At 64.6% G+C, this 20,538-nt stretch carries 14 protein-coding genes and 6 pseudogenes; 11 read left to right on the plus strand and 9 right to left on the minus strand.

Annotation, left to right across the window (positions count from 1 at the left end; all coding sequences use genetic code 11):
- Positions 1–240 precede the first annotated feature (240 nt).
- The 3 genes and pseudogenes from C4901_RS17535 to C4901_RS17925 form a co-directional block, all read right to left on the minus strand.
- Positions 241–444: a hypothetical protein gene (locus C4901_RS17535; RefSeq protein ID WP_168185437.1), complete on the minus strand. Its 204-nt coding sequence runs from the start codon at positions 442–444 to the stop codon at positions 241–243.
- A gap of 93 nt (positions 445–537) precedes the next feature.
- Positions 538–654: pseudogene (locus C4901_RS19200) on the minus strand (hypothetical protein); the annotation flags it as partial.
- 57 nt (positions 655–711) lie between these two features.
- A pseudogene (locus C4901_RS17925) lies at positions 712–1,359 on the minus strand (IS607 family transposase).
- A 285-nt stretch (positions 1,360–1,644) separates the two neighbouring features.
- Between C4901_RS17925 and C4901_RS05975 the strand changes: the two are divergent.
- On the plus strand, positions 1,645–2,835 hold the full coding sequence (locus C4901_RS05975; protein WP_110136557.1) for an acyltransferase: 1,191 nt from the start codon (positions 1,645–1,647) through the stop codon (positions 2,833–2,835).
- 173 nt (positions 2,836–3,008) lie between these two features.
- On the opposite strand, the gene C4901_RS05985 is transcribed toward C4901_RS05975, so the two are convergent.
- A complete protein-coding gene (locus tag C4901_RS05985; protein ID WP_110136558.1) occupies positions 3,009–3,410 on the minus strand; it encodes a DUF4168 domain-containing protein in 402 nt (133 codons plus the stop codon).
- Positions 3,411–3,644: 234 nt separating this feature from the next.
- On the opposite strand from C4901_RS05985, the gene C4901_RS05990 reads away from it, so the two are divergent.
- Complete coding sequence (locus C4901_RS05990) at positions 3,645–5,003, plus strand: sigma-54 dependent transcriptional regulator (RefSeq protein WP_168185568.1); 1,359 nt, start codon at positions 3,645–3,647, stop codon at positions 5,001–5,003.
- A gap of 72 nt (positions 5,004–5,075) precedes the next feature.
- On the opposite strand, the gene glgP is transcribed toward C4901_RS05990, so the two are convergent.
- Positions 5,076–7,631 (minus strand): alpha-glucan family phosphorylase, encoded by a 2,556-nt coding sequence (glgP, locus tag C4901_RS05995; protein WP_110136560.1) that lies wholly within the window; start codon positions 7,629–7,631, stop codon positions 5,076–5,078.
- 451 nt (positions 7,632–8,082) lie between these two features.
- Here glgP and glgB point away from each other — a divergent pair, with 451 nt between their 5' ends.
- The 5 genes and pseudogenes from glgB to treS form a co-directional block, all read left to right on the plus strand.
- Positions 8,083–10,029, plus strand: coding sequence for a 1,4-alpha-glucan branching protein GlgB (gene glgB, locus C4901_RS06000; RefSeq protein WP_205736218.1), 1,947 nt, complete (start codon positions 8,083–8,085; stop codon positions 10,027–10,029).
- 3 nt (positions 10,030–10,032) lie between these two features.
- A complete protein-coding gene (locus C4901_RS17930; RefSeq protein ID WP_205736219.1) occupies positions 10,033–10,821 on the plus strand; it encodes a maltotransferase domain-containing protein in 789 nt (262 codons plus the stop codon).
- Positions 10,791–11,141 (plus strand): hypothetical protein, encoded by a 351-nt coding sequence (locus tag C4901_RS17935; RefSeq protein ID WP_205736220.1) that lies wholly within the window; start codon positions 10,791–10,793, stop codon positions 11,139–11,141. The genes C4901_RS17930 and C4901_RS17935 overlap by 31 nt, the downstream gene beginning before the upstream one ends.
- Positions 11,096–12,043 (plus strand): hypothetical protein, encoded by a 948-nt coding sequence (locus C4901_RS17940; RefSeq protein ID WP_205736221.1) that lies wholly within the window; start codon positions 11,096–11,098, stop codon positions 12,041–12,043. Before C4901_RS17935 ends, C4901_RS17940 begins: the two co-directional genes overlap by 46 nt.
- Before the next feature lie 7 nt (positions 12,044–12,050).
- Positions 12,051–14,572: pseudogene (treS, locus tag C4901_RS06010) on the plus strand (maltose alpha-D-glucosyltransferase); the annotation flags it as partial.
- Positions 14,573–14,593: 21 nt separating this feature from the next.
- On the opposite strand, the pseudogene C4901_RS19205 reads toward treS, so the two are convergent.
- Positions 14,594–15,036, minus strand: a pseudogene (locus C4901_RS19205) (IS607 family transposase); the annotation flags it as partial.
- A gap of 441 nt (positions 15,037–15,477) precedes the next feature.
- On the opposite strand from C4901_RS19205, the gene C4901_RS19210 reads away from it, so the two are divergent.
- A complete protein-coding gene (locus C4901_RS19210; protein ID WP_370445956.1) occupies positions 15,478–15,876 on the plus strand; it encodes an acyltransferase family protein in 399 nt (132 codons plus the stop codon).
- Between the two features lie 7 nt (positions 15,877–15,883).
- Positions 15,884–16,507 carry an acyltransferase gene (locus C4901_RS06020; RefSeq protein ID WP_205736222.1) on the plus strand — a complete coding sequence of 208 codons (624 nt, stop codon included), beginning with the start codon at positions 15,884–15,886 and terminating at the stop codon, positions 16,505–16,507.
- A gap of 210 nt (positions 16,508–16,717) precedes the next feature.
- Here the strand turns inward: C4901_RS06020 and C4901_RS06025 are convergent, their stop codons facing one another.
- Positions 16,718–17,119, minus strand: coding sequence for a DUF4168 domain-containing protein (locus C4901_RS06025; protein ID WP_110136558.1), 402 nt, complete (start codon positions 17,117–17,119; stop codon positions 16,718–16,720).
- 669 nt (positions 17,120–17,788) lie between these two features.
- Between C4901_RS06025 and C4901_RS18455 the strand changes: the two are divergent.
- Together C4901_RS18455 and C4901_RS18460 are read left to right on the plus strand one after the other, a co-directional pair.
- Positions 17,789–18,206 (plus strand): annotated as a pseudogene (locus C4901_RS18455) (sigma 54-interacting transcriptional regulator); the annotation flags it as partial.
- Between the two features lie 339 nt (positions 18,207–18,545).
- Positions 18,546–18,710, plus strand: a complete 165-nt coding sequence (locus C4901_RS18460; RefSeq protein ID WP_240611860.1) for a helix-turn-helix domain-containing protein — start codon at positions 18,546–18,548, stop codon at positions 18,708–18,710.
- A gap of 72 nt (positions 18,711–18,782) precedes the next feature.
- On the opposite strand, the gene C4901_RS06040 is transcribed toward C4901_RS18460, so the two are convergent.
- A complete protein-coding gene (locus C4901_RS06040) occupies positions 18,783–19,136 on the minus strand; it encodes a Druantia anti-phage system protein DruA (protein ID WP_205736223.1) in 354 nt (117 codons plus the stop codon).
- Positions 19,137–19,143: 7 nt separating this feature from the next.
- Positions 19,144–20,495 (minus strand): annotated as a pseudogene (locus tag C4901_RS06045) (ISNCY family transposase).
- Between the last annotated feature and the right edge of the window lie 43 nt (positions 20,496–20,538).

The raw sequence follows: 20,538 nt of genomic DNA on the forward strand, positions 1-20,538 counted from the left end.
GTTCGATTGCGTTATCACGGCAAGGCGAACTTCCCGGTGTAGACCGCACAAGGAACCGCGTTTTCCAGATGGTTGGTGGAAATATCAAGGAAAATCGGGTTCGGGTGGGAAGAACAGACCCACGCAACGGCTGCGTGTTGTTGTCCATCATGGCGCGACTGTCGCCGTCCTGATCGTGCCCGAAATGTCTATGGGTGGTTATGCAGCCGCCGGAGCCGCGTGTTGTCCGAACGCACCATGCTATCGTTTTCCGGGAAACAGGAGGCGTGCCAAGATGAGACCCGGACAGATGCCCGTGATCGCCGCGAACAAAAAGAAGGTGGCTGGCACATAGAGCACCCAGCTGACGACGCGAAATCCGGTGAGCGCGATGCCGATCCATAGTACGCAGCCCGCAAACAGGAAGAAAGCGCGCATGGCGGCACTGATGGCGTACTGAGACATTTGTCCTCCAAGGGCGACTGCCCACAATGATGAACATCACCTTCCGCACCCCTGGGCGCCATGAAGCGCCGGAACTCCCCGTTTGCGGGCCCGTCATCTGGCGCCTCCGTGGGCCTGCCTGGAACGGTGCCGGCCTTCCATGCACCGTACTGCCGCTGCCACTCGGCCAGCGCCCAAGTTGTACGCGAAGCGCGCTGTGCCTGCCGCACGGGCGAAATAGGTCGCCTGGACGTTATTGGGACAGGAGGGCGATTTTGTGGGCGATGATCAGGCCTGCGCCTCGTCCGCGGCCTTCTTCACGCCGTCCAGCAACTTTTGATTCTTGCGGGGGCGATCGCCGCACAGCCGGGCGCTGAACGCGGTGATGATTGCCAACACATCTTTCGCCAAATCCTCGAAGGTCGTGTCTTGGCCTTGGTTCAGAATCACCACCTTCACCTGTTTTGCTTCGCAGGTAGTGAAAACCAATTCCGCACCAAAGCGCAACAGCCGGTCCTTGTGCGTGATGACCAGTCGCCCGATCCGCCTATCGATGACAGCGTCGAGCAGCTTTTTCAAGCCTTTCTTGTGGGTGTTCATCCCTGAACCCAGATCGGCGATGACCTCCAACGTCCAGCCTTGGCGGGCACAGTAGAGTTCCAGGACCTGTTTTGTCGCTCCAAATCATCTTTCTGGTCGTGGCTGGACACACCGGCGCAGGCGATAGTGCGGCGCCGTATATCGGTTTCAGCGCGGAACATCTCCGGCTTGAGTTTGGCGAGATCATAAGGGCGACGGCCGCCCGCCGTGTTCGGCGGCCAGCTTGCCCGCCGCTTCCCGGCGGCGCCGTGTCGTGATCGACACCCCCCCCAGCGCCGAGGCCGCTCCGCCCATGCTTACCAACTCTCCATTTTGGAGAGCATAGGTTAGCTCCATTAGATAGCTTTCAAGAGAATTTCTCGAGCTCCTTGCGGCGAGCGGTCGAAATCAGGGGTAAGGGCTTGCGCCGATAGGCGCGCCAGGGGCGATGGTGATGCCGGTAGGAGAGGGACGTCTAGCGCAGCGCCGTGATCGTGGCACATCGTGCCCAGGCCGTGTCTCTTGTCGGCCGCGGCACCGGATTGATCGGCGTGCGCCGGGAACTGCTGAGGCCCAGGGCCATCTACACAGGGATAGGCGTCGGCAAGGGGCGGGCGTGGCGTTTGGGCACGGGGGAATTCGTTGGCGGATGGGCGGGTCAGATCACTGGATGCCACGCGCGGGCTCGCGGCCGTCTCGGTGGTCTTGTCGCACTATGTGCTGGTCCTGGCCGATGCCGGCCGGCGCCGCTATGCGCATGCTTATCATACCCTGCAGTGGCTGTCCTATACCCCGCTCGGGTTGGCATGGGCGGGTCGCGCGGCGGTCGTCTTTTTCTTCGTATTGAGCGGCTATGTGCTCTACGTCATGTGGGAGCGTGGCGGCCTGAGCTACGGCGCCTATCTCAAAAAGCGCGTCGTGCGGCTTTATCTGCCCTACGCCGGGGCGGTGATCCTCGGCATCCTGGGCGCGGCCTTCCTGTATACCGGACCCTTGCCCGGGCTGGGTCCGTGGATCAACAAGTTCTGGTCCTGGTCGCCGAATGCCAGCTCGCTCTGGGAGCACGCCGGTTTCGTGGATGCCTTCAATTCGGATCGCTACGACTTCACGATCTGGACGCTCGTGCAGGAGATGCGGGTCTCGCTCATCTTTCCGCTGATCGTCCTGTGGGTGAGGCGATCGGCGTGGACCGTGGCCTGGCTGCCCTTTGCGGCCCTGGCGGTCGCGACCATCTTCGTGCGCGGCGCGGCATCGGCGGCCGGCGGGACGTGGGCGGCGACGGTCATGGGCGGAGGGCTTACCGCCTATAGCGATACGGTCTACTACCTCGCGCCGTTTGCCTTGGGCGCCCTGCTCGCCTGCCACAGGGATGCGGTGAAGAGACACTACCTCGCGCTGTCATCGTGGCGGCGACTCGTCCTTGGGGCGCTGGCCTTCGCGCTCTATTTTTACGGATCGCGCACCCTGGCGGCCCTGGGTGATCACCGCATGCTGGTCCACGACTGGCCGACCATGATGGGGGCTGCCCTGGGGCTCGTGGTGATCGCCTATGAACCCGCCGTCAAGGCGCTTCTCGACCACCGCCTCTTCCAGTATCTCGGGCGCATATCTTACAGCCTCTATCTCTTTCACCCGCTCGTGCTGTTGGCCGCGCTCCACCTGTTCTATGGACGGATCAGTCTCGCACCCTTGCTTGCGGGCACCTTCGTGGCCACTCTATTGACGGCCGATATCGCCTACCGCTGGCTGGAACGACCGGCCGCGCGCATGGCGCGGGCCTTGGGAGAGGGGGTGACGGCGCCCAGGACCGGGGTTTCCGCGCCATCGGATTGAAGGAAGCGGGCATGGGTTGCGCGGGTGCACCCGTTGCCGGGATGCGGCGCGGGCAAGGAGGCGGGAAAGAAGGGAAAGAAGGGAAAGAAGGGAAAGAAGGGAAAGAAGGGAAAGAAGGGAAAGAAGGGAAAGAAGGGCCGGGGCGCCCCGGGGGCGCCCCGGCCTTGTGGTTACTACTGGCGCAGCATGTGCAGGACGCGGGCCCGCAGCGTGGGGTCGGCGTCGACCTGCCGGACGAGGTTGTTATATTGCGGCAGGGTGAGGTGCTGCCCCTTGATGGCGGCGATCATGGACTGCTGCGCGCGTACCTGGATCCCGCGGGCCGCGCCCGGTTGCCCCTTCATCGCCTGCAACTTTTTGGCGTATGTGGCGCGGATCTGCGACACATGACGAATGGCGGTCACGAAATGCTTCAAAGTCGTGTGGCCGATGCGCGGCATGGCCGTGGCCGCCGCCGGTGGCGGCGGCATCTGCGCGGCGGCGCCGGGGGCCTGGGTGGCGGCAAACGCGCTTGCGGAGGCGAGTGTGATCGCGGTCGTCAGGGCGAGTCGCAGGGCGGTTCGGGATGACTCCATCGTGATGTCTTTCCTCGATTGATTGGCTCGCTCAGGAAGTGCAATGCCCGTGCCAGCCGCCCCGCCTGCGGCCGTCCGGGGGGCGAAGGCCCGCGGTTATGCGCCAGGACGCGGGTGCGCGGCGGTCGCCGGATACGGTACTTCGGCAGTGCGCCTGTGTCGAAATGACACATGTGGCGGCAATACAGAGGCGTCACGCCACAGCTCGTGCGTGTGATGTCAGGGGGAGGAGAGATGCAGGGATCAAAGATCTTGATAGTGGATGATAGTGATATCGCGCGTACGCAGCTCAAGCAGGGGTTGTCGGACGCCGGGGCCGTGGTGCAGACGGCGGCGAGCGCCCATGACGCCTTGGCACTCCTGCCGCGCTGGCCGGCGGACTTGGTGGTGAGCGGTCTGCCATGGGAGGTCGGCAGCATGGCCTTGTGCGCGGGCATACGCGCCGCGGCAAGGCCGCCGGCGTTCATGATGCTCTCGCCGCGGCCCGAGGCGCCGGTTGCGGGCGATGGGCACGGCTGGGGGGCGCCGCGCCATGCCGAGGGTGCGACCCTGCCGGCGGCCGTTGTCCAGGCCCACGAGGCGCTGGGACTGTCCACGGCCTGCCCGCGCCGATCGCCGCCGGGACTGGACGTCCTGCGGTTTCACGGAATGCTTGGGTGCGGCGCGGATATGCGCGTGTTGATCGAACGTCTGGTACGCGCCGCGCGTGTCGATGTGCCGGTACTCCTGAGCGGGCCGAGCGGCACCGGAAAGGAGCTTGCGGCGCGCGCGATCCATGGTGAGAGCGCGCGCCGCGAGGGCCCCTTCGTGGCCGTCAATTGCGGGGGCATACCCGAGTCTTTGTGGGAGAGCGAATTCTTCGGCTATACCGCCGGGGCCTTCAGCGGCGCCCATCGCAGCCGCGAGGGGCTCTTCGCCGCCGCCCACGGCGGGACCTTGTTTCTAGACGAGATCGGGGAGATGCCTCTGGGCGCCCAGGCCAAGCTTCTACGCGCCCTCGAGGGCGGCTGGATGCGGCCGGTGGGGGCGGTGCGCGAGCAGCAGGTCAATGTGCGTATCGTCGCCGCCACCCACCGAAACCTGGCCCTGGCGGCCGAGCAGGGGCGTTTTCGCGACGACCTTTTGTATCGCCTCGATGTGTTGGCCGTGAGCCTGCCGGGTCTCGCCGGCCGCTGTGATGACATCACGGTCCTGGCGCGGCACTTCCTGCATGAGTGCCGTGCCGAGATGGGGAGTGCCGTAGATGGTTTCGAGACCGAGGCCTTGTGCTTGCTTCACGCCTACGCCTTTCCGGGCAATGTCCGCGAGCTTCGCAATATCATCCAGTCGGCGGCGGCGTTTGCGCGCGGCCCGCGCATTGATGTCGTGGATCTGCCCGAGCGCGTGCGCCGGCCCGACGGTGGGGCGTCTGGTTCGATGGTGCGCGCCATGCCCCCCGACGTGGCCGGCACCGGCGATCTCGTGACCCTGGAGGAATGCAAGCACGCCTATGTACACGAGGTCCTGCGGCGGGTGCGTGGCAATAAGCGGGCGGCGGCGCGTATCCTCGGGATCGAGCGCCGCACACTCTATCGCTGGCTTACGCCGTCCTGACCAGGATGCGTGCCTGGCCCCATCCCCGGCGTTGCGAACCAGGGGTGGGGCGCGTGCCGATCAGGTCGGCGGCTACAACCACACCATGCAGCCGAGCTCGAAACGATGGGTGAGCAGGGTGTGGTAGGGGTAGGCGCGGATACGAAGCGTCTGGAATCCCGATGTCCGGGGCTCGTGGTCGAGACGAAAGACGAGGCGCCCCTCGCCATCGATGCCGTCTGCGACGAACAGGGCCTGATCGCGGAGCAGCGCCTCGCCCAGGTCGTCGCTGGACTCGAACAGGCACTCGACGACGAGGTCATCCGGGCGCAGGCCGTTGCCGTGGACGAGTACGGTAAGGTGCAGGGGTTCGCCGACCTTGATGGCCTCGGGGATGTCCTGGCCGCGTTCGAGGCGCACCCCGGGCCAAGCGGTGGTCGCCTGGCGCTTCCAGCGCGCCAGCGCGCGCCCTCCGGCGGCCTCGTCGGCCGCCAGCCGCCGCGCATGGTCGGCGGCCTTGCGATAATAGTCGCGCGCGTATTCGAGCACCATGCGTTCGGCATTGAAGACCGGCATGGCGCGCCGCATCGCGGCCTTGGACATGGCGATCCATGATCGGGAATAGCCGTGCTCGGCAGCATTGAAGTAGAGGGGCACGACCTGCTGTTCCAGGATATCCAGGACCTCCGCGCTCTCCTCGCGAGTGCGCTGATCGTTGTCGATCGGACCCTTGTGCGGACAGATGCCCCAGCCGTTGTCGCCGGCATAGCCTTCGCCCCACCAGCCATCGAGGACGCTCAGGTTCACGACCCCGTTGATGGCGGCCTTTTGTCCCGATGTGCCGCTCGCCTCCAGGGGATACTCCGGGGTGTTCAGCCAGACATCGACGCCGGTCACGAGCCTGCGCGCGAGCGCAAGATCGTAGCCTTCGATCAGGATCACCTTGCCCTCGAATTCCGGGCTGCGTGAGAACTCGTGGATCAGACGGATCAGGTTTTGGCCCGGATGGTCATGGGGATGCGCCTTGCCGGCAAAGAGCAGCAGCACCGGCCGATCCGGGTCGTTCAAAAGGCGCGCGAGGCGCTTGGGGTCCTCGAACAAGAGGCCTGCGCGCTTGTAGGTCGCGAAGCGTCGCGCAAAGCCTATGACAAGGGGTGCCTTGGCGTCGGGCTCCAGTTGCCGCGTGAGCCGCCGGATCACGCCCTCGCCTGCCCCGTTGCGCCGATATTGGCGGGCGACGCGCCGGTGTACGGTCTCCAGCATCGTGCCCTTCAGGGACTGGTGGACGCTCCAGTAGCTGTGGTCGGGAATGGTGTCGATGCGTGTCCAGTAGTCGGCCTCGGTGAGCTTGTTGCGCCACTCGCTGCCAAAGCGCACGTCGAACAGGCTGCTCCATTCGTGGGCAAGGAAGGTCGCCACATGCACGCCGTTGGTCACATGCCCGACGGGGTTTTCCATCCACGGGATCTGCGGCCAGATGTAGGCCTCCATGCGCGAGGCGACCCCGCCGTGGATGCGGCTTACGCCATTGTGCAGGCGCGATCCGCGCAGGGCGAAGGCGGTCATGTTGAATCCGCCCTGACTTATGGGGCTCGACCCCAAAGACTTCAGTTCATCCAGGGTGATCCCAAGATCGGCGACATAGGGTTCGAGATAGCGCCCGAACAGTTCCTGGTCGAAGATGTCATGGCCGGCGGGCACGGGCGTATGGGTGGTGAACACCGTGCCGGCCGCCACCACCTCCAGCGCGCTATCGAAATCCCGGCCTTGGGCGGTGAGCTCGCGGATACGCTCCACGATCTGTAAGGCGGGGTGGCCTTCATTGATATGCCAGACGGTGGGCGCAAGGCCCAGCGCGCGCAGCGCGCGCACGCCGCCTATGCCCAGGACGATCTCCTGGCGCAAGCGGGTGTCGCGGTCGCCGCCATAGAGCTGGCAGGTGATGCCGCGGTCGGCGTTGGTGTTCTCCGGGACATCGCTGTCGAGCAGATAAAGACAGATGCGTCCGGCCGCCACGCGCCACACCTTGAGCGCCACGGTGCGCCCGGGAAGGGTGACCGACACCCGCAGCTCATGCCCCTCACTGTCGCACACCGGGGTCACCGGGAGATCGGCGAGCAAGGCTGGCGCGGTGCCGACGATCTGGTTGCCCTGCGCGTCTATGGTCTGGGTGAAGTACCCCTGCCGGTAGAGGAGGCCCACGGCCACGAACGGGAGGCCCAGGTCGCTTGCCGCCTTGCAGTGGTCGCCGGCCAGTATGCCAAGGCCGCCGGAGTAGATCTGCAGGCTCTCATGGAGACCGAATTCGGCGCAAAAGTAGGCGACAAGATCGGTCTGCGGGTCGATGTCCGTACGTTTGGAGGACAGGCGCACGGCGTGGTAGGTGTCGTGCATGGACAGGGCGCGCTGATACTCCTCCAGAAATAGCGGATCCGCCGCGGCCTCGTCGAGCCGCGATTGCGCGACACGGCGCAGCATGAGTTTGGGGTTGCGCCCGCACTGTTCCCAGAGCCTCGGGTCGAGGCGCACGAACAGCGCGCGGATGGATCGGTTCCAGCTGTAGAGAAGGTCGGATGCGAGCTCCGTGAGGCGCGTCAATCTTTGCGGAATGAGCGGCTGGACTTCCAGGGGATAACGGGTACCGGGCACGTGATGACCTTTTGTGTGATCGTTGGGGTAGTGAACCTGATTCGTTCAGACTGGCCTGCAGGTATTATGCCACAGGCGGCGCATCGCCCTTAACCGCGTGGCTCGACAAGAAGCTTACGCGCTTCAGCGGGTGCGGAACATCGCACTCGTATCATATCAACCGCCACGGACGGCAGCTGCCTTGGGCGGACCTGGCTTGGCGCAAAAGATGCCGGTCGCCGCGCCCGTGCGCGTCCTGCGGCCGACGATGACCGCGCCTGGGGTCGACCCGCCCTGGTGCTCGTGCACCATCCCATGGCCATCGAAAGGATGATGTTTGGCGCCCCCGAGGGGTAGCGGGCCGCGGACGCTTCGCTACTTGTCATGGGCGGGCATGGCCCGTAACATGACCAGAGAAATGGCGCGGATCGTGCGTTCCGGGCACGCGGACATCGGCAAGGGAGGGCAGTGCATGCCAGGCGGCAGGGTGGCGAGCGGCAGTGCGGACGCATGGTTCAGTCCGGAGGATATCTATCTCTTCCGCGAGGGGCGGCACGTGCGGCTCTACGAGAAGCTCGGCGCGCATCCGCTGCAGGTGGCGGCCGATACCGGCGTGCATTTCGCGGTATGGGCACCCAATGCGCGCTCGGTGTCGGTGATCGGCGATTTTAACGGGTGGCGAAAGGATGTCCATCCGCTGAAGGTCCGCGACGATGGGTCGGGTCTGTGGGCGGGGTTCATCGCCGGGATCGGCCCCGGGGCGCTCTATAAATATCACATCGTCGCGCGCGACAGCGGCTATGAAGTGGAGAAGGCCGACCCGTTCGCGTCTCAAAGCGAGCTGCCGCCGCGTACGGCGTCGGTGGTATGCGATGGCAGCTATGCCTGGCAGGACGCGGCGTGGATGGCGGGGCGCGGCGAGCGCATCGCGCTCGCCGCGCCGGTGAGCATCTACGAGATGCATGCCGGATCCTGGCGGCGCGTGCCCGAGCAGGGCGGGCGCTGGCTCAGTTACCGCGAACTGGCTTCGACATTGCCGTCCTATGTCGCGGACATGGGCTTTACTCATGTCGAATTCATGCCGCTTACCGAACACCCTTTCTATGGTTCATGGGGCTATCAGACCACGGGCTATTTCGCGCCCACCGCGCGTTTTGGCACGCCCGAGGATCTCATGTCCCTCATAGATGCCCTGCATCGCCAGGGTATCGGCGTGATCCTCGACTGGGTGCCGTCGCACTTTCCCACGGATCTTCACGGCCTCGGGTTTTTCGACGGGACGCATCTTTTCGAGCATGCCGACCCGCGGCGTGGCTATCATCCGGAATGGCACTCGAGCCTGTTCAACTATGGCCGCCACGAGGTGCGCTCGATATTGGTCTCGAGCGCGCTTTACTGGCTCGACAGGTTTCACATGGACGGTCTGCGCGTCGATGGCGTGGCGTCCATGCTGTATCGCGACTATGCGCGCGCCCCGGGGGAGTGGATCCCGAATGCCCACGGTGGCCGGGAGAACGAGGAGGCGATCCAGTTTTTGCAGGAGCTGAACGAGGCCGTGTACCGGCATTATCCCGACACACAGACCATAGCCGAGGAGTCCACGGCCTGGCCGCAGGTGTCGCGGCCGGTCTATGCCGGGGGGCTCGGGTTCGGCTATAAATGGAATATGGGCTGGATGCATGACACGCTCGATTACATGGAAAAGGACCCCATCCACCGCAAGTACCATCAGGGGCAGCTTACGTTCAGCCTGTGGTACGCCTTTCAGGAAAACTTCGTGCTGCCGCTTTCGCATGACGAGGTGGTCTATGGCAAGCGCTCGCTGATTGCCAAGATGCCGGGCGACGACTGGCAGCGATTCGCCAACCTGCGCGTGCTCTTCGCCTACATGTTCTGTCACCCCGGCAAGAAGCTCCTATTCATGGGCTCGGAGTTCGCCCAGTGGCGGGAATGGGCCCACGAAGGCAGTCTCGACTGGCACCTTCTCGATCATGAGCCGCATCGCGGCATCCAGCGTCTGGTGCGCGATCTGAACGCCTTGTATCGCGGGGAGCCGGCGCTGCACCGGGCCGACACCGAGCCCGCGGGTTTCCGGTGGCTGGACGCCGGGGATTGGGAGCAGAGCGTCATCAGTTTCTACCGCTTCGCCGAACCCGCCGCCGAGCCGCTGCTGGTGGTCGCCAATTTCACGCCCCTGCCGCGCCACAACTACCGCCTGGGGGTGATGTGGCCAGGGCTCTGGCAGGAGGTCCTGAACACCGATGCCACGGTCTACGGCGGCAGTGGGCAGGGCAACCTCGGGGGGCTTGCCACGGCCCCGGTGGCGGCGCACGGCGCGTTGCAGTCCCTGAATCTCGTGTTGCCGCCCCTCTCGGTGCTCGTGTTCAAGGCCCCGCCACGGCCGGGGTCGGGTAACTAGGCCGTGGCGCGGCGTCCGGGCAAGGAGCCGCCCCTGCCAGCCGATGGCCGCTGTCGGGTGGTGATCGAGGCCCTGACCCCGATGGTCGACTGCGGGCGCTTCCCCATAAAGCGGGTGATCGGCGACACCGTGATCGTGGAGGCCGATGTGTTTGCCGATGGTCACGACGCCGTGGCCTGTGTGCTGTGCGTACGCAAACCAAGCGGCCGCACGCTGGGCACGACGCGCATGACGGCGCTTGGCAATGATCGCTATCAGGGACGCTTTGTGGTCGCCGAGCTCGGTATCTATCACTATACGGTGCGTGCCCATGTCGATCGATTCGGCTCGCTCACCCAGGAACTCGCGCGTCGGCCGGCCGACGACCCGGATCTTGCCCTGGTCTTTCAGCAGGCAGCGCTCCTGATTGCGGGCGCCGCGGCCTGTGCGCCGGCGCGCGAAGCGCGTCCGCTGCGTGTCGTACAGGCGCTGCTCGAGGGCCAGGCGTCTTCCGCCGACAAGCGTACGGCGCTGTTAGACGAGGTGCTGGCCGAAGGGTCTACCGGTTTTCGCAGCCCGCGCATGAGACGGCGTGGACACAAGAACTCGCGGTGCGTGTGGACCCCGAGAGCGCGCGCGCCGCGGCCTGGTATGAATTCTTTCCACGCTCGCGCTGGGGGTCTGCCGGCGGACGACTGGGTGATGCCGGCCCGATCCTTACCCATGTGGCGGCCATGGGTTTCGATGTCGTATACCTGCCGCCGATATCACCGATCGGGACCGTGCGCCGCAAGGGTCCGAATAATACCGTAAGCCGCGATCCCGCGGATGTCGGTAGTCCGTGGGCGATCGGCAGCGCCGAGGGCGGTCACAAGGACGTGGCCCAGGCCCTGGGCACGCTTGCGGATTTCCGGGCATTCTGTGCGGAGGCCGAACGGCTCGGGCTTGCCGTCGCGCTCGACATCGCCTTTCAGTGCGCCCCCGACCACCCGTATGTGACCGAGCACCCGCAATGGTTCCGTCACCGCCCGGACGGCAGCATCCAGTACGCCGAGAACCCCCGAAGAAATACCAGGACATCTACCCGTTGGACTTCGAGACCGAGGACTGGCAGGCCCTTTGGCGGGAATTGAAGGGCATCGTCCTGTTCTGGATCGACGCCGGGGTGCGCATCTTCCGGGTCGACAATCCCCACACCAAGGCCTTCGCCTTCTGGGAATGGCTCATAGACGCGGTACGCGCCGAGCACCCCGATGTCTTGTTTCTGGCCGAGGCCTTCACGCGCCCCAAGGTGATGCACAGGCTCGCGAAGCTCGGGTTCACGCACTCTTATACCTATTTCACGTGGCGCAACAGCAAGCACGAACTGATCGCGTACTTCACCGAGCTCACGCGTGGACCGGGCCGCGAGTATTTCCGGCCGCACGTCTGGCCGAACACCCCCGACATCCTGCCGCCCTATCTGCAACATGCCCCGCGCGCGGCGTTCATCGCGCGTCTGGTGCTGGCCGCGACCCTGAGCGCCAACTACGGCATTTACGGGCCGGCCTTCGAGCTCATGGAATCGGTACCGCGCGAGCCGGGTAGCGAGGAGTATCGGGACTCCGAGAAGTACGAGCGGCGCACCTGGGATGTCGCCCGGCCCGACAGCCTGCAGGCGATCATTGCGCGCATCAACGCCATACGCCACGCGCATCCGGCGCTCAAGGCCGATTGCCGCCTCGTATTCCATGCCATCGATAACGATAACCTGATCGCCTACAGCAAGACCTCCGACGACGGCGCGTCGGTCATTCTCGTGGTGGTGAACCTCGACCCCTATCACCGTCAGTCCGGATGGGTCGAGTGGCCGGCGCAGGTCGCCGGCGCTCCTGCCGACCGCGCGGTGCAGATGCACGATCTCCTGTCGGATGCGCGCTATCTGTGGAGCGGTGGCCGCCATTACGTGGAACTCGCGCCCGAGCAGATGCCGGCGCATATATTCCGCCCGCGCGGCTATGTCGGCACCGAGCACGACTTCGATTACTACTCTTAGGTCATCCATGCATAGAAAGACAAGAAGCGAGGAATCGCGGATATCGGATGATCCGCTCTGGTACAAGGACGCGGTCATCTACGAATTGCATGTACGTGCTTTCTTCGATGGTAATGGCGACGGTATCGGGGATTTCGCGGGGCTCACCGAGAAGCTCGATTATCTCCAGGATCTCGGTGTCGATACCCTGTGGGTGCTGCCTTTCTACCCGTCGCCCATGCGCGACGACGGGTATGACATCGCCGATTACCGCAATGTCCATCCCGACTACGGGACGCGCCGCGATTTCCTGCAGTTCGTGCGCGCCGCCCATGAACGGGGGCTGCGGGTCATCACCGAGCTTGTCATAAACCACACCTCCGACCAGCATCCCTGGTTTCAGGCGGCGCGCCAGGCGCCCGCGGGTTCGCCCAAGCGCGACTTCTATGTGTGGAGCGATACCGCCAAGAAGTTCGAGGATACCCGCATCATATTCACCGACAGCGAGAAGTCGAACTGGGCATGGGATGATGTCGCCCACGCCTACTACTGGCATCGCTTCTTTTTCCATCAACCGGACCTGAACCACAACAATCCGCATGTCGTGAAGGCGGTGGTGCGGGTCATGGAGTTTTGGCTTGGCCTGGGTGTCGACGGCCTGCGGCTCGACGCCATCCCGTATCTGTGCGTGCGCGAGGGGACGAGCAACGAGAACCTGCCGGAGACCCATGCGGTCGTGCGCTACATGCGTTCGGTGATAGACCGGCGCTATGAGAATCGCATGTTGCTTGCCGAGGCCAATCAGTGGCCGGAGGATGTGCGCGACTACTTCGGCACGGGCGATGAGTGCCACATGGCCTATCACTTTCCGCTCATGCCGCGGATGTATATGGCCATAGCGCAGGAGGACCGGCATCCGATCGTCGAGATCATGAAGCAGACGCCGGACATCCCCGAGACCTGCCAGTGGGCGATCTTTCTGCGCAACCACGACGAACTCACCCTGGAGATGGTCACGAACAATGAGCGTGACTATATGTACCAGATGTACGCCGCCGACCGGAAGGCGCGCCTTAATCTTGGGATACGCCGCCGGCTCGCGCCGCTCATGGATAATGATTTCGACAAGATCCGACTCATGAACAGTCTGCTTTTGTCGATGCCCGGGTCGCCGATCATCTACTACGGCGACGAGATCGGCATGGGCGACAATATTTATCTCGGTGACCGCAACGGTGTGCGGACCCCCATGCAGTGGAGCCCGGATCGCAACGCCGGCTTCTCGCGCGCCGACCCGCAGCGCCTGTTTTTGCCGCCGATCATGGACCCCATTTATGGTTATGGCGCGGTGAATGTCGAGGCGCAGGCGCGCGACCCCTCGTCTTTGTTGAACTGGACGCGGCGCATGCTCACGATCCGCAAGAGCACGAAGGTGTTCGGGCGGGGCGCGCTCGTGTTCCTGGAGCCCGGCAACCGCAAGATCCTCGCCTATGTGCGTGCCTATGGCGATGAGACGATCCTGTGCGTCGCCAATCTGTCGCACTCCGCGCAGCCCGTGGAACTCGATCTGTCGGCCTACAAGGGGCGCGTGCCGATCGAGCTCATGGGTCGGACGCCGTTTCCGCCGATCGGCGACCTCCCGTATCTTTTGACCCTCCACGGCCATGGCTTCTATTGGTTCCGGCTCGCCGCCGGAGGGGAAATCCCGGCCTGGCACGAGGAGCGCCTGCCCCCGAGGAGCTGCCGTTGCTCGTGCTGTTCGATGGCTGGCGGAGCCTGTTTCGCGAGCGCGTGGTGCCCTGGCGCATGGCCATGGCCGACCGCGTCCGTGAACAGTGGGAACGCGATGCCTTGCCACGCTTTGTGATCGCGCAGCGTTGGTATGCCGAGAAGGGCGTGGTCCCAAAGCGGGTCGCCATGACCGAGACCGCCGAATGGGTGGGATCCGACGGCCGGTTTTTCTTCATGATCGCGGATGTCGTGGAAGCGGGTGAGGGGGCGCCCGTGGGCCGCTATTTCGTGCCGCTGTCGCTCCTGTGGGAGAGCGACAGCGAGGCGCGCATGCGCACGGTTTTGCCGCTTGCCGTGGCGCGCGTACGCCAACAGGCGACGCTTGGCATCTTGGGCGATGCCTTCGCCGACGACGCCTTTTGCCGCGGGCTTGTCGCGGTGATGCGCGCGGGGCTGGCCTTTGCGGGCGAGGGCGGTGTCGTGCAGGGCGTGGCCGTGGGTACGCTCGAGCAGCCGGTGGCCGCGGACGAGACGGTCCGCCATCCCAATACGCACAGCAGCAACACGGCGGTGGCGATCGGCGAACGGTTGTTTTTGAAGGGCTATCGGCGATTGCAGGAGGGCATCAACCCGGAGGTCGAGATGGGCCGGTTCTTGTGCGACGTGGCGGGCTTTCGCCATACCGTGCCGGTGCTCGGGACCCTCGAGTACCGGCCGGCTGCGGGTAGCGTCATCACGCTTGCGCTGCTCCAAGCCTATGTCGAGAACCAGGGGGACGGTTGGGACTATACCCTGAACTATCTCGACAATTATCTCGAACTGTGTCTGCATGGCGCGGCCCACCACCTTCACCTGTTTTGCTTCGCAGGTAGTGAAAACATTCCGCACCAAAGCGCAACAGCCGGTCCTTGTGCGTGATGACCAGTCGCCCGTCCGCCTATCGATGACAGCGTCGAGCAGCTTTTTCAAGCCTTTTCTTGTGGGTGTTCATCCCTGAACCCAGATCGGCGATGACCTCCAACGTCCAGCCTTGGCGGGCACAGTAGAGTTCCAGGACCTGTTTTGTCGCTCCAAATCATCTTTCTGGTCGTGGCTGGACACACCGGCGCAGGCGATAGTGCGGCGCCGTATATCGGTTTCAGCGCGGAACATCTCCGGCTTGAGTTTGGCGAGATCATAAGGGCGACGGCCGCCCGCCGGTTCGGCGGCCAGCTTGCCCGCCGCTTCCGGCGGCGCCGTGTCGTGATCGACACCCCCCCCAGCGCCGAGGCCGCTCCGCCCATGCTTACCAACTCTCCATTTTGGAGAGCATAGGTTAGCTCCATTAGATAGCTTTCAAGAGAATTTCTCGAGCTCCTTGCGGCGAGCGGTCGAAATCAGGGGTAAGGGCTTGCGCCGATAGGCGCGCCAGGGGCGATGGTGATGCCGGTAGGAGAGGGACGTCTAGCGCAGCGCCGTGATCGTGGCACATCGTGCCCAGGCCGTGTCTCTTGTCGGCCGCGGCACCGGATTGATCGGCGTGCGCCGGGAACTGCTGAGGCCAGGGCCATCTACACAGGGATAGGCGTCGGCAAGGGGCGGGCGTGGCGTTTGGGCACGGGGGAATTCGTTGGCGGATGGGCGGGTCAGATCACTGGATGCCACGCGCGGGCTCGCGGCCGTCTCGGTGGTCTTGTCGCACTATGTGCTGGTCCTGGCCGATGCCGGCCGGCGCCGCTATGCGCATGTATCATACCCTGCAGTGGCTGTCCTATACCCCGCTCGGGTTGGCATGGGCGGGTCGCGCGGCGGTCGTCTTTTTCTTCGTATTGAGCGGCTATGTGCTCTACGTCATGTGGGAGCGTGGCGGCCTGAGCTACGGCGCCTATCTCAAAAAGCGCGTCGTGCGGCTTTATCTGCCCTACGCCGGGGCGGTGATCCTCGGCTCCTGGGCGCGGCCTTCCTGTATACCGGACCCTTGCCCGGGCTGGGTCCGTGGATCAACAAGTTCTGGTCCTGGTCGCCGAATGCCAGCTCGCTCTGGGAGCACGCCGGTTTCGTGGATGCCTTCAATTCGGATCGCTACGACTTCACGATCTGGACGCTCGTGCAGGAGATGCGGGTCTCGCTCATCTTTCCGCTGATCGTCCTGTGGGTGAGGCGATCGGCGTGGACCGTGGCCTGGCTGCCTTTGCGGCCCTGGCGGTCGCGACCATCTTCGTGCGCGGCGCGGCATCGGCGGCCGGCGGACGTGGGGCGGCGACGGTCATGGGCGGAGGGCTTACCGCCTATAGCGATACGGTCTACTACCTCGCGCCGTTTGCCTTGGGCGCCCTGCTCGCCTGCCACAGGGATGCGGTGAAGAGACACTACCTCGCGCTGTCATCGTGGCGGCGACTCGTCCTTGGGGCGCTGGCCTTCGCGCTCTATTTTTACGGATCGCGCACCCTGGCGGCCCTGGGTGATCACCGCATGCTGGTCCACGACTGGCCGACCATGATGGGGGCTGCCCTGGGGCTCGTGGTGATCGCCTATGAACCCGCCGTCAAGGCGCTTCTCGACCACCGCCTCTTCCAGTATCTCGGGCGCATATCTTACAGCCTCTATCTCTTTCACCCGCTCGTGCTGTTGGCCGCGCTCCACCTGTTCTATGGACGGATCAGTCTCGCACCCTTGCTTGCGGGCACCTTCGTGGCCTCTATTGACGGCCGATATCGCCTACCGCTGGCTGGAACGACCGGCCGCGCGCATGGCGCGGGCCTTGGGAGGGGGTGACGGCGCCCAGGACCGGGGTTTCCGCGCCATCGGATTGAAGGAAGCGGGCATGGGTTGCGCGGGTGCACCCGTTGCCGGGATGCGGCGCGGGCAAGGAGCGGGAAAGAAGGGAAAGAAGGGAAAGAAGGGAAAGAAGGGAAAGAAGGGAAAGAAGGGAAAGAAGGGAAAGAAGGGCCGGGGCGCCCCGGGGGCGCCCCGGCCTTGTGGTTACTACTGGCGCAGCATGTGCAGGACGCGGGCCCGCAGCGTGGGGTCGGCGTCGACCTGCCGGACGAGGTTGTTATATTGCGGCAGGGTGAGGTGCTGCCCCTTGATGGCGGCGATCATGGACTGCTGCGCGCGTACCTGGATCCCGCGGGCCGCGCCCGGTTGCCCCTTCATCGCCTGCAACTTTTTGGCGTATGTGGCGCGGATCTGCGACACATGACGAATGGCGGTCACGAAATGCTTCAAAGTCGTGTGGCCGATGCGCGGCATGGCCGTGGCCGCCGCCGGTGGCGGCGGCATCTGCGCGGCGGCGCCGGGGGCCTGGGTGGCGGCAAACGCGCTTGCGGAGGCGAGTGTGATCGCGGTCGTCAGGGCGAGTCGCAGGGCGGTTCGGGATGACTCCATCGTGATGTCTTTCCTCGATTGATTGGCTCGCTCAGGAAGTGCAATGCCCGTGCCAGCCGCCCCGCCTGCGGCCGTCCGGGGGGCGAAGGCCCGCGGTTATGCGCCAGGACGCGGGTGCGCGGCGGTCGCCGGATACGGTACTTCGGCAGTGCGCCTGTGTCGAAATGACACATGTGGCGGCAATACAGAGGCGTCACGCCACAGCTCGTGCGTGTGATGTCAGGGGGAGGAGAGATGCAGGGATCAAAGATCTTGATAGTGGATGATAGTGATATCGCGCGTACGCAGCTCAAGCAGGGGTTGTCGGACGCCGGGGCCGTGGTGCAGACGGCGGCGAGCGCCCATGACGCCTTGGCACTCCTGCCGCGCTGGCCGGCGGACTTGGTGGTGAGCGGTCTGCCATGGGAGGTCGGCAGCATGGCCTTGTGCGCGGGCATACGCGCCGCGGCAAGGCCGCCGGCGTTCATGATGCTCTCGCCGCGGCCCGAGGCGCCGGTTGCGGGCGATGGGCACGGCTGGGGGGCGCCGCGCCATGCCGAGGGTGCGACCCTGCCGGCGGCCGTTGTCCAGGCCCACGAGGCGCTGGGACTGTCCACGGCCTGCCCGCGCCGATCGCCGCCGGGACTGGACGTCCTGCGGTTTCACGGAATGCTTGGGTGCGGCGCGGATATGCGCGTGTTGATCGAACGTCTGGTACGCGCCGCGCGTGTCGATGTGCCGGTACTCCTGAGCGGGCCGAGCGGCACCGGAAAGGAGCTTGCGGCGCGCGCGATCCATGGTGAGAGCGCGCGCCGCGAGGGCCCCTTCGTGGCCGTCAATTGCGGGGCATACCCGAGTCTTTGTGGGAGAGCGAATTCTTCGGCTATACCGCCGGGGCCTTCAGCGGCGCCCATCGCAGCCGCGAGGGGCTCTTCGCCGCCGCCCACGGCGGGACCTTGTTTCTAGACGAGATCGGGAGATGCCTCTGGGCGCCCAGGCCAAGCTTCTACGCGCCCTCGAGGGCGGCTGGATGCGGCCGGTGGGGGCGGTGCGCGAGCAGCAGGTCAATGTGCGTATCGTCGCCGCCACCCACCGAAACCTGGCCCTGGCGGCCGAGCAGGGGCGTTTTCGCGACGACCTTTTGTATCGCCTCGATGTGTTGGCCGTGAGCCTGCCGGGTCTCGCCGGCCGCTGTGATGACATCACGGTCCTGGCGCGGCACTTCCTGCATGAGTGCCGTGCCGAGATGGGGAGTGCCGTAGATGGTTTCGAGACCGAGGCCTTGTGCTTGCTTCACGCCTACGCCTTTCCGGGCAATGTCCGCGAGCTTCGCAATATCATCCAGTCGGCGGCGGCGTTTGCGCGCGGCCCGCGCATTGATGTCGTGGATCTGCCCGAGCGCGTGCGCCGGCCCGACGGTGGGGCGTCTGGTTCGATGGTGCGCGCCATGCCCCCCGACGTGGCCGGCACCGGCGATCTCGTGACCCTGGAGGAATGCAAGCACGCCTATGTACACGAGGTCCTGCGGCGGGTGCGTGGCAATAAGCGGGCGGCGGCGCGTATCCTCGGGATCGAGCGCCGCACACTCTATCGCTGGCTTACGCCGTCCTGACCAGGATGCGTGCCTGGCCCCATCCCCGGCGTTGCGAACCAGGGGTGGGGCGCGTGCCGATCAGGTCGGCGGCTACAACCACACCATGCAGCCGAGCTCGAAACGATGGGTGAGCAGGGTGTGGTAGGGGTCAGCAATTCTCAATGTGAACTGGCTCCGCCTCGAATGGGGGCGTCCGCTTAAGAATTTACGGGGCTTGCAGGAGCCTTTGTCGGGCATCGGGCACCAGCGGGTAGACCAGGACGCGCTTGGGGCTTGCCCATGGCGTTCGTGATGGCGATCCTCACGGCCGCGGCCCGTGGTGAGACCGACGTCGATCCAGTGGGCCGCGCGGTAGCAGTGGCCCGTAAAGCGTGTGGGATCAACAAAGGTCTCAGCCAAAAGGGGGCGGACGCCGTAGGCGGTTGCCAATCGAATGGTTTCCATGGCGACCTCAACTGCTGTCGGGCGCGTCGATGTCGAGACCCCGCAGCATGAAGTCGAGCAAGGCCTCGAAACTGTCGAAACACATAAAAGTTGTGAGCGCCCGAATGCTGTCGAAAAAGCTTTTGCGGGTGGGGAGGGTCGCGCGCAACACGCGGTATTTTTGGTTGGTTATTTCCTGGAAAGTGTGCAGCAGGAAGGCCAGCAGGTTGAAGGTGCACAGCAGCGAGGAGAGATACTTCTTGCCGTGCCCAAAATTGTGTTCAAGATGGTACCCCTTGGTCTTCAGAACATTGTTGTTGCCATTCTCGATCCTCCAGCGCGCGCGGCCCGCTTCAGCGACTTTCGCGACATGAGCTTTATCGAGTGCATGCTGGGTGATCCAGGCGTTCTGGTATGTCTGCTTGCCCGCGGCGTCTTGGGTGGTCAACTCCAGCCAATTGACCGCTAGGGCATCGTCGCCCTCGCGCAAGGGAACGTGGTTGACGAAACGATAGGTGTCAGTCCAGGCTTTCTTGCCCTTGCGGCGCAGGACCTGGTGAGTCTGTATAGCCCCCTGGGCGGTGAGATCTTTGATCGATTCGGTGAGCGTGACGTGGGAGCTCGGCTTGCACACGAAAAGGAAATGGAGTCCCAGGCCCAAGACGGTTTCGCACATCGGCTGGCGGCTATACAAGTCGTCGCCCAGAATCGTCGCGTTGAGCGCTTTGATGCGGGCACCATGGGCGGTAAGCCACCGCTTGGCTGCCGCCGTTTCACAATCCTGCTTGTCGTGACCGTCCTGGGGGGTCACGAATTCCGGCGCCAGCGCGATGACCTGGTTGCGTTCGGGAGACACCACGACCGGTGTAACCACCGTGTGCTGATAGCTGACCTCGCCCTTCCTGTGTTCGATCTTCGTGCACTGCCGGCAATGGACGGTATGAGAATGGTGATAGCTTGTCCCGTCTAGGGCGATCAGCAGCTGGCCGGCACCGTTCTGGGATGAGGAGAGAGAAACGCGAAAAGGGTCAATATGGCCGCCCGCGTTCAGTGCCTCGAATGTCTGTTCGAATAGGGGGTGACATGACTGGGCGCCACCGGGTCCAGCAGGTTGCGGATGCAGTTGTCAGTCGGGATCAGGTTCATGCCAAAGAGCGTGTGCGCGTTGCTCTGGCCTTTGGTCTGTTTCATCGTCCTCTGATAGGCTAGAAACGAAGGGCTTTGCATAGTGAACACGGCAAAGGCCGCCAAGGCCGCGTCTTCCATGGCGTAGACGCAGTTCTTTCCCGTCCGCTTGTCCGGGAACCGCTGCATCAACTCCCTGAGGGAGGCCACTAATCCCTTAAAATCAAGGGGGCTCCCAACTAACGGAAAAGCCAAGCTCTGCTCGCTGAATATTATGACCCAGCGCTTTATACCGTGA

The organism is Acidiferrobacter sp. SPIII_3 (genome assembly GCF_003184265.1).
Lineage (GTDB): Bacteria > Pseudomonadota > Gammaproteobacteria > Acidiferrobacterales > Acidiferrobacteraceae > Acidiferrobacter.

Bases quoted from the DNA above. Each gene is read 5' to 3' on its own strand.
- glgB (WP_205736218.1), top strand. From the start codon at position 8,083: ATGCCAGGCGGCAGGGTGGCGAGCGGCAGTGCGGACGCATGGTTCAGT.
- C4901_RS05985 (WP_110136558.1), bottom strand. From the start codon at position 3,410: ATGGAGTCATCCCGAACCGCCCTGCGACTCGCCCTGACGACCGCGATC.
- C4901_RS19210 (WP_370445956.1), top strand. From the start codon at position 15,478: ATGTATCATACCCTGCAGTGGCTGTCCTATACCCCGCTCGGGTTGGCA.
- C4901_RS17535 (WP_168185437.1), bottom strand. From the start codon at position 444: ATGTCTCAGTACGCCATCAGTGCCGCCATGCGCGCTTTCTTCCTGTTT.
- C4901_RS05990 (WP_168185568.1), top strand. From the start codon at position 3,645: ATGCAGGGATCAAAGATCTTGATAGTGGATGATAGTGATATCGCGCGT.
- C4901_RS06040 (WP_205736223.1), bottom strand. From the start codon at position 19,136: ATGGAAACCATTCGATTGGCAACCGCCTACGGCGTCCGCCCCCTTTTG.
- C4901_RS06025 (WP_110136558.1), bottom strand. From the start codon at position 17,119: ATGGAGTCATCCCGAACCGCCCTGCGACTCGCCCTGACGACCGCGATC.
- C4901_RS18460 (WP_240611860.1), top strand. From the start codon at position 18,546: ATGCCCCCCGACGTGGCCGGCACCGGCGATCTCGTGACCCTGGAGGAA.